The 12,873-nt window shown below is 64.2% G+C and carries 15 protein-coding genes; 7 read left to right on the forward strand and 8 right to left on the reverse strand.

Going from position 1 to position 12,873, the window contains the following annotated elements; genetic code table 11:
• Positions 1 to 12 precede the first annotated feature (12 nt).
• Together X751_RS157870 and X751_RS1000000168410 are read left to right on the forward strand one after the other, a co-directional pair.
• Positions 13 to 546, forward strand: coding sequence for a DUF934 domain-containing protein (locus tag X751_RS157870; RefSeq protein ID WP_023744085.1), 534 nt, complete (start codon positions 13 to 15; stop codon positions 544 to 546).
• A gap of 42 nt (positions 547 to 588) precedes the next feature.
• Positions 589 to 711 (forward strand): hypothetical protein, encoded by a 123-nt coding sequence (locus X751_RS1000000168410; RefSeq protein WP_023728539.1) that lies wholly within the window; start codon positions 589 to 591, stop codon positions 709 to 711.
• 153 nt (positions 712 to 864) lie between these two features.
• Here X751_RS1000000168410 and X751_RS157865 read toward each other — a convergent pair whose 3' ends face one another.
• The gene (locus X751_RS157865) at positions 865 to 1,887 is read right to left on the reverse strand and encodes a fatty acid desaturase (protein WP_023744086.1); all 1,023 of its coding nucleotides are present in this window, start codon (positions 1,885 to 1,887) and stop codon (positions 865 to 867) included.
• Positions 1,888 to 1,971: 84 nt separating this feature from the next.
• Positions 1,972 to 2,172, reverse strand: a complete 201-nt coding sequence (locus X751_RS157860) for a hypothetical protein (protein ID WP_023669766.1) — start codon at positions 2,170 to 2,172, stop codon at positions 1,972 to 1,974.
• Between the two features lie 259 nt (positions 2,173 to 2,431).
• On the opposite strand from X751_RS157860, the gene grpE reads away from it, so the two are divergent.
• Positions 2,432 to 3,061: a nucleotide exchange factor GrpE gene (gene grpE, locus X751_RS157855; RefSeq protein ID WP_023691975.1), complete on the forward strand. Its 630-nt coding sequence runs from the start codon at positions 2,432 to 2,434 to the stop codon at positions 3,059 to 3,061.
• Between the two features lie 161 nt (positions 3,062 to 3,222).
• On the forward strand, positions 3,223 to 3,855 hold the full coding sequence (locus X751_RS157850; RefSeq protein ID WP_023744087.1) for a trimeric intracellular cation channel family protein: 633 nt from the start codon (positions 3,223 to 3,225) through the stop codon (positions 3,853 to 3,855).
• Between the two features lie 86 nt (positions 3,856 to 3,941).
• Here the strand turns inward: X751_RS157850 and X751_RS157845 are convergent, their stop codons facing one another.
• The 6 genes from X751_RS157845 to X751_RS157820 form a co-directional block, all read right to left on the reverse strand.
• Entirely contained in the window at positions 3,942 to 4,829 is an 888-nt protein-coding gene (locus X751_RS157845) for a GNAT family N-acetyltransferase (protein WP_031203911.1), read from the reverse strand.
• Between the two features lie 253 nt (positions 4,830 to 5,082).
• Positions 5,083 to 7,371, reverse strand: coding sequence for a response regulator (locus tag X751_RS157840; RefSeq protein WP_023744089.1), 2,289 nt, complete (start codon positions 7,369 to 7,371; stop codon positions 5,083 to 5,085).
• 101 nt (positions 7,372 to 7,472) lie between these two features.
• A complete protein-coding gene (locus X751_RS157835; protein ID WP_023744090.1) occupies positions 7,473 to 8,462 on the reverse strand; it encodes an MDR family oxidoreductase in 990 nt (329 codons plus the stop codon).
• A gap of 105 nt (positions 8,463 to 8,567) precedes the next feature.
• Positions 8,568 to 9,056: a signal peptidase II gene (gene lspA, locus X751_RS157830; protein ID WP_023683060.1), complete on the reverse strand. Its 489-nt coding sequence runs from the start codon at positions 9,054 to 9,056 to the stop codon at positions 8,568 to 8,570.
• On the reverse strand, positions 9,053 to 9,910 hold the full coding sequence (locus tag X751_RS157825; protein WP_023683061.1) for an RNA methyltransferase: 858 nt from the start codon (positions 9,908 to 9,910) through the stop codon (positions 9,053 to 9,055). The genes lspA and X751_RS157825 overlap by 4 nt, the downstream gene beginning before the upstream one ends.
• A gap of 34 nt (positions 9,911 to 9,944) precedes the next feature.
• The gene (locus X751_RS157820) at positions 9,945 to 11,027 is read right to left on the reverse strand and encodes a class I SAM-dependent rRNA methyltransferase (protein WP_023744091.1); all 1,083 of its coding nucleotides are present in this window, start codon (positions 11,025 to 11,027) and stop codon (positions 9,945 to 9,947) included.
• Between the two features lie 127 nt (positions 11,028 to 11,154).
• Here X751_RS157820 and X751_RS157815 point away from each other — a divergent pair, with 127 nt between their 5' ends.
• The 3 genes from X751_RS157815 to X751_RS157805 all read left to right on the forward strand — a co-directional run bounded on the left by X751_RS157815 (position 11,155) and on the right by X751_RS157805 (position 12,783).
• On the forward strand, positions 11,155 to 11,853 hold the full coding sequence (locus tag X751_RS157815; protein ID WP_023683063.1) for a YafY family protein: 699 nt from the start codon (positions 11,155 to 11,157) through the stop codon (positions 11,851 to 11,853).
• Positions 11,854 to 11,944: 91 nt separating this feature from the next.
• The gene (locus X751_RS157810; protein WP_023683064.1) at positions 11,945 to 12,355 is read left to right on the forward strand and encodes a VOC family protein; all 411 of its coding nucleotides are present in this window, start codon (positions 11,945 to 11,947) and stop codon (positions 12,353 to 12,355) included.
• Positions 12,352 to 12,783 carry an EVE domain-containing protein gene (locus X751_RS157805; protein WP_023714121.1) on the forward strand — a complete coding sequence of 144 codons (432 nt, stop codon included), beginning with the start codon at positions 12,352 to 12,354 and terminating at the stop codon, positions 12,781 to 12,783. Before X751_RS157810 ends, X751_RS157805 begins: the two co-directional genes overlap by 4 nt.
• Positions 12,784 to 12,873 lie beyond the last annotated feature (90 nt).

A 12,873-nucleotide genomic window follows, 5' to 3' on the forward strand; every position in this document is an offset into this window, starting at 1 on the left:
TAGGAATTTTCGATGACTGAACAGACCACAGCGGAGACCCGCCTCTGGACCCCGACGGGTTTTCGCGAAGACGAGTGGAGCCATGCCGAAAGCGCAGACGCGCTGACGGGCAATGGCCGCTTCATCCTGCCGTTGCAGGCATTTCTCGGCCTCGATGCCGAGGTGCGGCGCTCGGCCAAGGAGCGGCTTGGCGTCGCGCTGCAGCCCGGCGACCAGCTGGAAAAGATCGTGGATCTGCTGGAGCAGCTGTCGCTGGTGGCGCTGGCCTTTCCGGCCTTCAGCGACGGCCGCTCGTTTTCCAAGGGCGAATTGCTGCGCAGCCGCTACGATTTCGAGGGCGCGGTCCGCGCCACGGGCCAGGTGCTCGTCGACCAGCTGCCGCATATGCTGCGCCTCGGCTTCGACGAGTTCGAGATCTCCAACCCGGTTCTGCTGAAGCGCCTCGAAGAAGGCCGCACAGGCGGGCTGGGCCTTTACTATCAGCCGACCGAAGCGTCGGAGCCGAAGGGGCCGAAATACTCCTGGCGGCGCGTTCGCAACAGCTGACGCAGCGGTAATTTCGCCTGTCTTTACAAAGACTGTGATCTCTTGGCTGTCCGGACGGAAGTATCCGCCAGGGAGGAAGCCGCGCTGATCGGCGGCAACACCAATGCAGCGACCATCATGATCGCCGAAAAGGCGGCTGACGTGATCAGGGCTGCAAGGTCCTGATGCGCGAGGAGCGCAAGGCCACCTGAGCAGATCTTCTGGGAGATGCAGCCGCGCCTTTGGTACGGCGGTTTATTTCTTGTTTTATGCGATCCCGAGGGAAGGCGCTGCGCGCTTTTCCCGGGAAAACCGCATCACACTTTGCTGGGATTGCTTTCAGGCCAAGGCCCGCGCTTCGCGAAACGAGATCAGCTTGCGGCGATTCTCGTCCCATAGCGCCAGCTTTACGCAGCGCAGGCTGTCGAGAAGCGTGACGCGGCCGATGCCGCGCAATTCCGGATAGTCGCGCAGCACTTCCTGCAGCCGGTACCCCGGCACCTTGGCCGAGAGATGGTGCACGTGATGGACGCCGATATTGCCGGTGAACCAGTTCAGCACCGGCGGCAAATCGTAATAGGACGAGCCGTGCAGGGCGGCACGCTGGAATTCCCACTCTTCGTCCTTCGCCCATTCCGTCTCCTCGAACTGGTGCTGGACGTAGAACAGCCAGATGCCGGCCGATCCGGCCAGGATCACGATCGGCAAATGGACAATCAGGAAAGCGCCGGGGCCGACCAGCCAGATAAGCAGCGCTGCCGCGATCGCGATGCCGAGATTGGTGGTCATCGACGACACCCAGGGCGTCAGGCCGCCGCGCATCATTCCGACGGGCAGCCTCTGCTCGAAGATGAACAGCCAGATCGGCCCGAGGCCGAACATCACCAGGGGATGGCGGTAGAGACGATAGGCAAGGCGTCCCCGCCAAGACAGCTCCCGGTATTCAGCAACCGTCAACGTCCTGATATCGCCCATGCCGCGCTCGTCAAGATTGCCGGCGCTGGCGTGATGGGTGGCGTGCGCGCGCCGCCAGCAATCGTAAGGGGTCAGCGTCAGCACGCCGAGCGCGCGGCCGATCCAGTCGTCGGCAGTGCGGTTGGCGAAGAAGGAGCCGTGGCCGCAATCGTGCTGGATCATGAAGATCCGCACCAGAAAACCGGCGGCGGGAAGGATCAGGATCAAGCCCCACCAGTGGCCATAGGAATAGGCTGCCGAAGACAGCGCCCACAGCGTAACGAAAGGAATGAGGGTGATGGCGAGTTCAAGAGTGCTGCGTCGCCGGTCGGGCTTCTTGTAGCGCGCCAGGATCTTCAACCAGGCGCGCTTGCTGTTGGCGGCCGTCTCGGGGGAAATCATGTTCATCAGGAAGCATAGGCGGGGCGTCCCGCTGCCGCAAGGAAAAGCTCACGCAAAATTACTGCGCGTAATTGTCGCGCGATTGCATCGCTATTGACGGCGTTGGCCGCCGGCCATGCTGGCTTCTATGCCGTCCAGCCGGTCGAGCAGGTCCCGGAAACGGGCGGGAATGTCGGCCTCGGTGCGGAAGGCCGGCAAGGTGCGCAAGAAGCGCGTCGTCGCCTCGGTGCCGAACTGGCGCCTGATGTCGGCGGCGAGCTCTTCGCTTCTGTTGCCAGTATTGCGGTCCATTGTCTCAAATCCTGTGTCGGTTTCAAAACTCCTCCAAGCTTTGAATGGTTCCCCATAGCGGGGTATTGGCAAGCAAAGGCTGCCGTTACGGTAAAGTTTGAATTAATTTTGAACGTCTTTGCGTCCCGCACCAAGTCCGACGGGCAGCCCGCAACATTGCCTGCTGTTGGGCGTCCTCCTGGGCTTGCCCCTTGATTTTTGGCCGCCAAACCTCGATATCGGGCGCAAATCCAAACCATTCGAATGACGGGAAATGGCGATGAGCGACCAGACAAAAGACGAACGCGCGCCCGAGGATATCGAAACGGCCGAGGCCGAGCGCACGCAAGGCGGCATCGACGGCGACTATGAAGCGCTGGTGCGGCTGCTGAAGGAAAACGAGGAGCTGAAGGACCGCGCGCTGCGCGTCGCAGCCGAGATGGAGAATCTGCGCCGCCGCACCGCCCGCGACGTGCATGATGCGCGCGCCTATGCGGTGGCCAATTTCGCCCGCGACATGCTGTCGGTGTCGGACAATCTGCGCCGCGCGCTCGATGCTATCCCCGCCGAGGCGAAAGCGGCCGGAGATGCCGGCTTCAAGGCGCTGATCGACGGCGTCGAGATCACCGAGCGCGCCATGCTGTCGACGCTGGAACGGCATGGGGTGAAGAAGCTTGAGCCGGAAGGTGAGAAGTTCGACCCGAATTTCCACCAGGCGATGTTCGAAGTGCCCAATCCAGATGTGCCGGCCAACACCGTCGTCCAGGTCGTGCAGCCGGGCTATTCGATCGGCGAGCGCGTGCTGCGGCCGGCCATGGTCGGGGTCGCCAAGGGCGGCCCCAAGATCGCGGCCACCGAAGCGCCGGTCGAGCCGGGGCCGGTGAACGAGCAGGCCGAGAAGGATGCGTGAGTAGGGAATAGCCAGTAGGGCATAGGGAATAGGGAATAGGGAATAGGGAATAGGGAATAGGGAATAGGGAATAGGGAATAGGGAATAGGCAGGCGTATCAATCGCGCGGCTTCGTGTTATTCATACTTTCCCTAATTCCCAATCCCTACTACCTCATGTCCCTGACACCCATCGACCTCCTCGACTATGCCGGCGTCGCCGTCTTTGCCGCGACCGGGGCGTTGGCGGCTTCGCGCAAGCAGCTCGACATTATCGGCTTCCTGTTTCTGGCCAGCGTCACCGGCATTGGCGGCGGCACGCTTCGCGACGTCATCCTCAACCTGCCCGTCTTTTGGGTCGCCAACTCCGGCTATGTGCTGGTTTGCGCGGCGGTTGCGGTGCTGGTCTTCTTCATCGCTCACCGCGTCGAATCCCGCTGGAAATGGCTGCTCTGGCTCGACGCCATCGGATTGGCGGCCTTTTCCGTAATGGGCGCGGCCAAGGGGCTGGCCATCACCGGCTCGCCGGTCGTCTCCGTTGTTATGGGCGTGCTGACAGCTACGTTCGGCGGCATCCTGCGCGATCTGCTGGCCGGCGAGCCATCGGTGCTGCTCAGGCCCGAAATCTACGTCACCGCCGCACTCGCGGGCGCCGGCCTCTACACACTTGGCGATCTTGCCGGCCTGCCACCGCTCGCCTCGGATGTCGCCGGCTTCGTCGCGGCTTTCCTGGTGCGCGGCGGCGCGCTGAAATTCGGCTGGACCTTTCCGTCCTACAAGAGCCGCCCGGGACGGCGACCGGAGGATATTCCGTAGGGAGAGGGATTAGGGAATAGGGAATAGTCGGTAGTCAGCAATTCGCGGCAGCCTTCACTACTGCCTACTGCCTACTGCCTACTGCCTCACGCCGCAAAGCGCTGCACTTCCCCGCCATAATAGTTGACGTAGCGGGCGCCGATTTCCTTGACCGGCATCACCACGAACACATCGACCGTGGAGAACTCACGGTCGATGACGCAGCCGTCGCCGATGCGGGCGCCGACGCGCAGATAGCCCTTGACCAACGGCGGCATGGCCGCGATCGCCGCCTTGGCGTTGACCGCCTCGATCGGCATCAGGTCCATCGAGCAATAGCGCCCGGAGACCGCCCGCACATCCCAGGCGGAGTTGGTCCGGCAGTGATGGGCAAGGTAGGTGAGCGCCTCGGCATGCGCAGCCGGCACCGTGCCAGGGAACGAGGCACAACCGGTCATCACGCCGATCTCATAGTGGTTGATGTAGGCCCAGATGCCTTGCCACAGCGCCTCGATGGTGCGCTTCGAGCGGTATTCCGGCAGCACGCAGGAGCGGCCGAGCTCAAGGAAGCGCTGGCCGGGATGGCGGGCGATCAGCTTGGTCAGTTCGAACTCGCCTTCGGAATAGAAGCCGCCGGCGGTCGCCGCAATCTCTTGCCGCAGCAGGCGGTAAGTGCCGACGATGCGGCGATGCTCGGGGCCGGAGATCGAGGTGTCAAGCACCAGCAGATGGTCGCACAGCGGGTCGAAGCGGTCGGCGTCGCGCCGGTCCTGCGCCTGGAACAGGTCCTTCCTGGCGCCAAGCTCGTCATAAAACACCCGGTAGCGCACTTCCTGCGCGGCGGCGATCTCGGCCTCATTGCGGGCAAGCCGCACTTCGAGATTGCCGATACGGCCCAGCGGTGCGCCTGTTGCGACGGCATCGGCGTTCCGCGCGGCGAGCAAAGCGCCGCCTGCGCTGGGCCGAGTGTCACATTCCGGCATAACTGTATGCACGAGTGATTCTCCTTCGAGCCATCCCTCTTGGCACGGGGATACGGTGTAGGTGCAACAGGATTGTGACAGTACCGTGATACGGCGCGACGGGCAATACTTCGTCGGCTGGCGAAAACCCTCATTCGGCTACCTACGTGACGCGAGGATTGCGCCAGCGTCGCGTCGCGCTGGGACGATTCACGCGACGCGCTTCTGTCTTTGTTTTGTGCATGTCGTCTTCTCAAAACCGGGGCCACTTTTGAGGGACATGAATTCAGGCGGCCACCTGGCCCTCGACGGCATGGACCAGCGCGTCGGGATCGAGCGGCTTGGTGACAAAGCCGCTGGCGCCATGGGCGAGCACGGTGTGGCGGGTCTTTTCCTGGCTGTCGGCCGAAAGCACCATGATCGGAACCGGCGGCACAGCCATTTCCTCCTCGTGGCGGCGGATGGCGGCGATCGCGTCCAGCCCGTCCATGACCGGCATGTGCAAATCCATCAGCACCACATCGAAGCGATTTTTCAGCCCGGCTTCGGTCACCGCCTCGACCGCGGCCTTGCCATTGCCGACCACTTTCACGCGATGTCCCGCCTTCAAAAGCGTGGCGCGGGCAAGCATGGCGTTGATGTCGTTGTCTTCGGCGATCAGCACCGACAAACCTTGCTGGCGCCCGCCATGGGCACGAAGCGAGGACGCGCCGGTCTTTTCCGGCTTGGGCGGCGGCAAGGCAGGGGCATGACTGGTCAGCAGCACGCGCAGCAGGGTTTCGCCGCGCACCGGCCTCGCCAGGAAGGTGGCGTAGCCGTTGGTGCGGAATTCGCCAAGCATGCCGCGGTCGGTCGGCGCGATCAGCGTGATCGCCTCGCAATCGGCAAAGCCACTCTGGCGCAGGCGCTTGAGCAGTCTGCCGTCGCCGTCCTCCAGGGCCGCGTCGATCAACAGCACATCGCAATGTTCGGCGAAGGGCGTCGCCTGGGAAGCGGTTGCGGCGACGTCGACGGCGCCGCCATGGGCGCGGATGGTGCGGGCGATGGCGTCGGCCTCGACGGCGTTCTTCGACACGATCACGGCGCGCCGGCCGGCCAGGATGTTCTGCCGGTTCTGCGGTGCTTCGGTTGCTCCTGCGGCCGGGATCTCGAAGACGAATTCCGATCCCTCGCCAAGCCGGCTCGACACCGAAATGGCACCGCCCATGGCGGCGACCAGGCGCCTCGATATGGCCAGACCGAGGCCGGCGCCGCCATGGGTGCGGGTCGAGGTGCCGTCGGACTGTTCGAATTCCTCGAAGATGCGCTCCATATCGTCTTCGCGCAGGCCAGGGCCGGTGTCGGCGACGGTGAAGCAGATGCGGTCGCTGATCTCGGTGCGGGCCCGTGCAACCGAAACCAGCACGCCGCCGGTGTCGGTGAACTTGATCGCATTGCCGATCAGGTTGAGCAGCACCTGCCTGACTCTTCCCGGATCGGCCATGATCATCTGTGGCACGTCGGGCTCGACATGACAGCCGAGGCCGATGTTCTTGGCGAAGGCTTTCGCCGCCATCAGTTCGATGATGTTGTCGGCGATTTCGCGCAGCGATGTCGGCTGCGGCTCCGGGTCGAAACGGCCGGCCTCTATCTTGGAATAGTCGAGCAAATCCTCGATGAGCGCCAAAAGGGCGCTGGCCGAGGTCGAGACAGCGCCGACATAGGTGCGCTGCTCGGGCGACAGATTGGTGTCAGCCAGAAGCTTGGCCATGCCCATGATGCCGTTCATCGGCGTGCGGATCTCATGGCTGACGGTGGCGAGGAAGCGCGACTTGGCCTGGCTGGCATATTCGGCGCGCTCACGCGCGGTGATCAACGAGGATTCGGCGCGCTTGCGGGCGGTGATGTCACGGGCAATCGCCCGGTGCGAGACGGCGCCGCTATCCTTGTCGCGCACCGACAGTTCGATCCATGAGAACCAGCGCGGACCGTTCGGGGTACGTATGGAGACGTCGGTGGAACTCAGGCATTCATGATCGGAAAAGGCGGCGTCGGGAACGATACCGACATCAATGCCGAGGTCGGCCAGAGTCCTGCCGGCAAGGTCGCGCTGATCGGTTCCGACGAGGCCGGCGAAAACCATGTTCGCATAGACGATGTGGCCGTCGCGGTCGCGGTGGACGACGAGATCGCCGAGCGCATCGATCAGCCCGCGAAAACGCTCCTCGCTCTCCTGCATCTCCCACATGCGGTCGGCCAGCGTCTCGATTTCGGCGCGGCTACGGGCCGCGGTTTCGTCGAGCAAGGCCGCCGCGCGGCGGACGGTGCGCCGGCTGCGCAGGTGCATGGCGACGCCGGCAACGCCTGTCGCCAGCAAGCCAAGGGTGATGAAGATTGGCGCCCCGGTGAGGTGGGAGAGGCCCGCCAGCACGACACTAGCGACCACCGTCAGAAACGGCAGGCCCTCGGGCGTGGCGCGCGGCAAATCCGGCGCAAGAGGCGGCGCAGCAACATGCTGCCGCTTGGGCGTCGCCGGGCTCGGCCGGTCGATGCTTTCGGCGCGGCTCTTCTCTTTCCTGGCGGACTCCGCGATCATGCGGAAATCCTTGCCAGATAGAGATTATGGAAAAGCGCGGCGGATCGTTCGAATTTTAGCGGTCATGCATTTTTGCCGCCCGTTCTGGTGGCTTCGGGGCCTCACATATCCACGACCATGCGCCCCCTGATCTTGCCCTCGACGATGTCATGGGCGGCGGTGATGATGCCGTCGAAGCCGATGGTCGTCGACAGGCCGGCGAGCTTCTTGAGATCAAGATCGCTGCCGATGCGGCGCCAGGCTTCCAGCCGCACAGCCTTTGGCGCCATCACTGAATCGATGCCGAGCAGCGAGACGCCGCGCAGGATGAACGGGGCGACGCTCGACGGCAGATCCATGCCACTCGCCAGGCCGCAGGCGGCGACCGCGCCGCCATAGGCGGTCATCGACAGCACATTGGCCAGCGTGTGGCTGCCGACGGCATCGATGCCGCCGGCCCAGCGCTCCTTGGCCAGCGGCTTGGCCGGCTGGGAGAGTTCCTCGCGCGAAATCACTTCGGCGGCACCGAGGTCGATCAGATAGGAGCTTTCCGCGTTGCGGCCGGTCGAGGCGATGACGTGATAGCCAAGGCTGGACAGGATCGAGACCGCGACCGACCCAACGCCGACGGCTGCACCCGTCACCACCACCGGGCCGCGATCCGGCAGGATGCCGTGCCGCTCCAGCGCCATGACGCTGAGCATGGCCGTATAGCCGGCGGTGCCGACCGCCATCGCATCGTGCGCGCTGATGCCGTCGGGCAACGGCACCAGCCAGCCGCCGTTGACGCGGGCGCGCCCGGCATAGGCGCCGAAATGCGTCTCGCCGACGCCCCAGCCATTGAGGATGACCTTGTCGCCCTTGCGCCAGTCGGCATGCGATGAGGAGAGGACGGTTCCGGCGAAATCGATGCCCGGCACCAGCGGCCAGCGGCGGATCACTGGCGCTTTCCCAGTGATGGCCAGCCCGTCCTTGTAGTTGACCGTCGTCGCCTCGACCGCGACGGTTACGTCGCCTTCCATCAGATCGGCTTCGCCGAAATCGACGATCTCGACCGACTGCTTCTTTTCGGCGTCGCGCGAAACGAGGATGGCTTTGAAGGTTTCAGGCATCTCTTCTCCTCGGCTTCGCAAAGGCTGGCGGTCGGCATTGGCTGGCTCTGGCCGAACTGTGCGGCGACCGTCCGGCGAGGTCAATTGGTCAAATGAGTCGGGCCGTCAGGCTTCTGGGCCTTGCGGCTTGGCCTCGCGCCGCCAGCCGATGAATTCGTCGAAGACGACCAGCGCCGCGCCGACCGAAATGAAGGCATCGGCGAGGTTGAAGACGGCGAAGGACCATACCGGCGTGTGGAACAATATATAGTCGATGACGTGGCCGTAGACGGCGCGGTCGATCAGATTGCCGATCGCGCCACCGATGATCAGGGCAAAGCCGATGCGGGCCAGCACATGGCCGGATGGCGTACGCGTTGCCAGATAAAGCACGAAGGCGACGACGACGACCGCGATGACGACCAGGCCGGTGTCGCCGAAGGACGAGAACATCGAGAAGGCGATGCCGGTATTGTAGGTGCGAAACAGCGCCAGGAATGGCACCAGGTCGAGCTTTTCCTGGAAGACGAGGCCGGTCTCGATCAGATGCTTTATCCACTGGTCGAGCGCGATTGCCACCATCACCAGCAGCGCATAGGGAGACCATGATTTCACGATGTGGCGTCCTCGGGGGCAAGTTTCAGCGCGCCGCGCCGGATCTCGAACAGCATGATTCCGGTGGCGACCGCCAAATTGAGTGAATCGGCGCGGCCGGCCTGCGGAATCCGCAGCAGCCGGTCGCAGCTTTCCGCCAGATTGTCGGGCAGGCCCTGCTGCTCATTGCCCATCATCAAGAGCACCGGTCCTCGGGAGAAATCGACCGAGCGGTAGTCGACCGCACCCTTCAGATGGGTGCCGACCACCAGGCCCGAGAAGCTGTTTCGCCAAGCCAGAAATGCTTCCGGCGTCGCCTTGGTCACCGGCACGGCGAAGATCGAGCCCATGGTGGCGCGCACGGTCTCGACCGAAAAAGGATCGGTAGTCTCGCCGACCAGGATGACGCCCTTGGCGCCGACGGCATCGACGGTGCGGATGACGGTGCCGAGATTGCCGGGATCGCGCACCCGGTCGAGCGCCACCCAGACGTCGCCGTCGTGAGCGCGGATGTCTCTTAGCGGCAGCAGTTTTTGCCGGAAGACGCCGACCACCATTTGCGGATTGTCACGGCGGGTGATGGCGACCAGCACTTTTTCGGACACTTCGAGCACGGTGCCGCCGGCGGCAACCGTGCGCGCCGCCACCTTTTCGACCGCCGCATTGCCGCGTCCGGCCTTGGCGAAAACCAGCGTCCTGATCGACCAGCCGAGGTCGAGGGCGTCGATGACCAGCTTCAGCCCTTCGGCCATGAAGGCGTTCTGCTGGTCGCGGAATTTCTTCTGGGCGAGCGCCTTGATGTCCTTGATCAGCGGATTGGCAAGGCTGGTGACTTCCTTGACCTGCCCGGGCGCACCTGCGTGCCGCTCATTCATTCGGGACTCCCGGGCATTCAGGTCTCCCGGGCATTCAGGCCACCCAGCGCGAAAACAGCGATGTCGACAGCGCCCGCCCGGCGGTTTGCTCGCGGATGATCAGTTCGCCTGATTCAACGGTGCCGCCCATGCCGGCAAAGGTGTCGCGCATCAAGGCATGGATGGCGAAGAAGGAGGCGCGGATGGAATAGGCGGTCAGCACCACGGTGAGCGGTTTCGGCGTCAGGATCGCGCGGCAAAGATCGGTCAGGCCGGGCAGGTCCTCGAACAACTGCCAGACCTCGCCCTTGGGGCCGCGGCCATAGGCGGGCGGGTCGAACAGGATGATGTCGTAGCGGCTGCCGCGGCGCTCTTCGCGCTCGGCGAATTTCACAGCATCGTCGACGATCCAGCGGATCGGCTTGCTGCCGAGACCGGCCATTTCCTGGTTTTCGCGCGCCCAGCCGACCGCCTTCTTGGAGGCATCGACATGGGTGACCTCGGCACCGGCGCGGGCGGCTACGAGAGACGCGAGCCCGGTATAGCCGAACAGGTTCAGCACCTTGACCGGGCGGTTGGCCGCCGCGATCAGGCTGGCCATATGGTCCCAGTGCGAAGCCTGCTCGGGGAAGACGCCGACATGGCGAAACGAGGTGAAGCGGCCGAGATAGTCGATGCCGTCATGCTTCATCGGCCAGGTCTCGCCCAGCGGTACCTTCGGGAACCGCCAGCGGCCGATGCCTTCCTCGTCGGTGTCGCCGGTGAAGATGGCGTCGGCTCGGTCCCAGTCCCTGGCGGGCAAGGCCTTTTGCCAGATCGCCTGTCCCTCGGGCCGCACGATGCGGTAGGGGCCGTATTGTTCGAGCTTCTCGCCGGCACCGCTGTCGAGCAGTGCATAATCCTGATTGGGCGCCACTTCGAGGATCACCGGCAGGCGCTCAGTGGGCAGGATGCCTTCGCGACGCGCCAGGATACGGGGGGCGGGCTTCGGATCAGACCGGTCGTCCGGTTTTGTTTCGTGGCGTTGCTGTCTGACTTCGGGTCGGATTGGTACGGTCTCCGGCTGCGGCCGCGCATGTTCGGTCCTGCCTTTTGCGGGCGGACGGTTGTCGCGGCGTTTGTCGCGAAAAGACTTCAAGCAGGAGCGTCTCCGGAGGCGGCAGGCCGCTTTTGGCATAGGGTCACCGGCTGCGCAAACAAAATGGTCCAGCGTGCGAATGTCTGAGGTGGTGGACCTCGCTGAGGAAACAGGCAAATCTCGAATCATGTCCCGTTCCGAACGCCTGCTCGACCTGATCCAGATCCTGCGCCGGCATCGCCGGCCGGTGAGCGGTCGCACGCTTGCCGGCGAGATGGACGTTTCGATCCGAACGCTCTACCGCGACATTGCCACGCTGCAGGGGCAAGGCGCGCCGATCGAGGGCGAGGCTGGGCTGGGCTATGTGCTGAAACCCGGCTTCATGCTGCCGCCACTGATGTTCACCGACGAGGAGATCGAGGCCATCGTTCTGGGATCGCGTTGGGTTGCCAGACAACCGGACAAGCGGCTGTCGGCCGCCGCCACCGACGCGCTGGCCAAGATCGCCGCTGTGCTGCCGGATGATCTGCGCGAGGACCTCGATGCGACCGCGCTTTTGGTCGGGCCGCACGGCGATGCTGTCGAAAGCATCGACCTTGGCCTGGTGCGCCAGGCGATCCGCAACGAGAGAAAACTCGGCTTTCTTTACCGCGATGCCGGCGGCGCCGCCTCCGAGCGCTTGATCTGGCCATTCGCGCTCGGCTTTTTCGACAAGGTGCGGGTGGTGGTGGCCTGGTGCGAGACGCGGCAGGATTTCAGACATTTTCGCGCCGACCGGATGTCGGGGCTCAACACCACGTATATCCGCTATCCGCGTCGTCGGCAGGCGCTGCTGAAGGAATGGCGCGCGACGCTGGACGCACCGAAGCGCCAGCCTGGCGCTTAATGCTCCTTTCCACGCGCCCACAAGACGCTGCTGCCAGAATCTGACAGTGGGGTCACCTATGCTCCTCCAATCGAAACCCTGGAGAGCAGACATGAACACCCCCAATTTCGTCATCCTTTATGTCGACAGCCCGGAGCGGAGCGGCGCCTTCTACGGTGCGCTGCTGGGACGCCAGCCGGTGGAGACGTCGCCGACCTTCGTGCTGTTCGTGCTCGACAATGGCTTCAAGCTCGGCCTGTGGTCGCGCCACACGGTGGAGCCGTCGGCCGCGGCCGCGGGCGGCGGTGCGGAGCTCGTCTTCGCGTTGGACCGGCCTGATGCGGTGGACGCCGCCTACACGGACTGGGCAGGACGCGGCTTGACCGTTCTGCAGACGCCGACCGACATGGACTTCGGCCGCACCTTCGTTGCGCTCGATCCCGACAAGCACCGGCTGCGCGTCTACTGGCTGAACGACGGAGAACAGGCCAATGGGGAACAGGCCAATGGAGAACAGAAATGAGTGCGCACTGGATCGCGGTCGCTTCCGCCGAACATGTCCGGCGCGGCCGCGAGGCCGGCTTCATGCAGGTCAACCACGGCAAGGCGGCACCTTTGCGCCGCATCAAGCCCGGCGACGGCATCATCTACTACTCGCCGACCACAATTCTGCGCGAGAAGGACGGCCTGCAGGCCTTCACGGCAATCGGCACCGTGCGCGAAGGCGAGCCTTATCAGGGCGACATGGGCGGTGGCTTCACGCCGTTCCGCAGGGATGTCGAATGGGCCAAGGCCGAGGAGGCGCCGATCAAGCCGCTGCTCGAGCAGCTCGACTTCACCGCGGGCAAATCGAACTGGGGTTATCAACTGCGCTTTGGCCTGTTCGAAATTACGGCGCATGATTTCGCGCTGATCGCCGAGGCGATGGGCGCTGCCATGAAGGCAGGCTGAAGCATCCAGCCGCCGGATCGGCAAGGCACCGTGACAAGGCTGCTGACACCAAGTTGTCAGCAGCCTTGTGCGACAAGCGATTGTCTTCAG

It is taken from the genome of Mesorhizobium sp. LNJC394B00, assembly GCF_000502555.1.
Lineage (GTDB): Bacteria > Pseudomonadota > Alphaproteobacteria > Rhizobiales > Rhizobiaceae > Mesorhizobium.

Bases quoted from the DNA above. Each gene is read 5' to 3' on its own strand.
- X751_RS157870 (WP_023744085.1), top strand. From the start codon at position 13: ATGACTGAACAGACCACAGCGGAGACCCGCCTCTGGACCCCGACGGGT.
- X751_RS157865 (WP_023744086.1), bottom strand. From the start codon at position 1,887: ATGAACATGATTTCCCCCGAGACGGCCGCCAACAGCAAGCGCGCCTGG.
- X751_RS157860 (WP_023669766.1), bottom strand. From the start codon at position 2,172: ATGGACCGCAATACTGGCAACAGAAGCGAAGAGCTCGCCGCCGACATC.
- grpE (WP_023691975.1), top strand. From the start codon at position 2,432: ATGAGCGACCAGACAAAAGACGAACGCGCGCCCGAGGATATCGAAACG.
- X751_RS157840 (WP_023744089.1), bottom strand. From the start codon at position 7,371: ATGATCGCGGAGTCCGCCAGGAAAGAGAAGAGCCGCGCCGAAAGCATC.
- X751_RS157835 (WP_023744090.1), bottom strand. From the start codon at position 8,462: ATGCCTGAAACCTTCAAAGCCATCCTCGTTTCGCGCGACGCCGAAAAG.
- X751_RS157825 (WP_023683061.1), bottom strand. From the start codon at position 9,910: ATGAATGAGCGGCACGCAGGTGCGCCCGGGCAGGTCAAGGAAGTCACC.
- X751_RS157815 (WP_023683063.1), top strand. From the start codon at position 11,155: ATGTCCCGTTCCGAACGCCTGCTCGACCTGATCCAGATCCTGCGCCGG.
- X751_RS157810 (WP_023683064.1), top strand. From the start codon at position 11,945: ATGAACACCCCCAATTTCGTCATCCTTTATGTCGACAGCCCGGAGCGG.
- X751_RS157805 (WP_023714121.1), top strand. From the start codon at position 12,352: ATGAGTGCGCACTGGATCGCGGTCGCTTCCGCCGAACATGTCCGGCGC.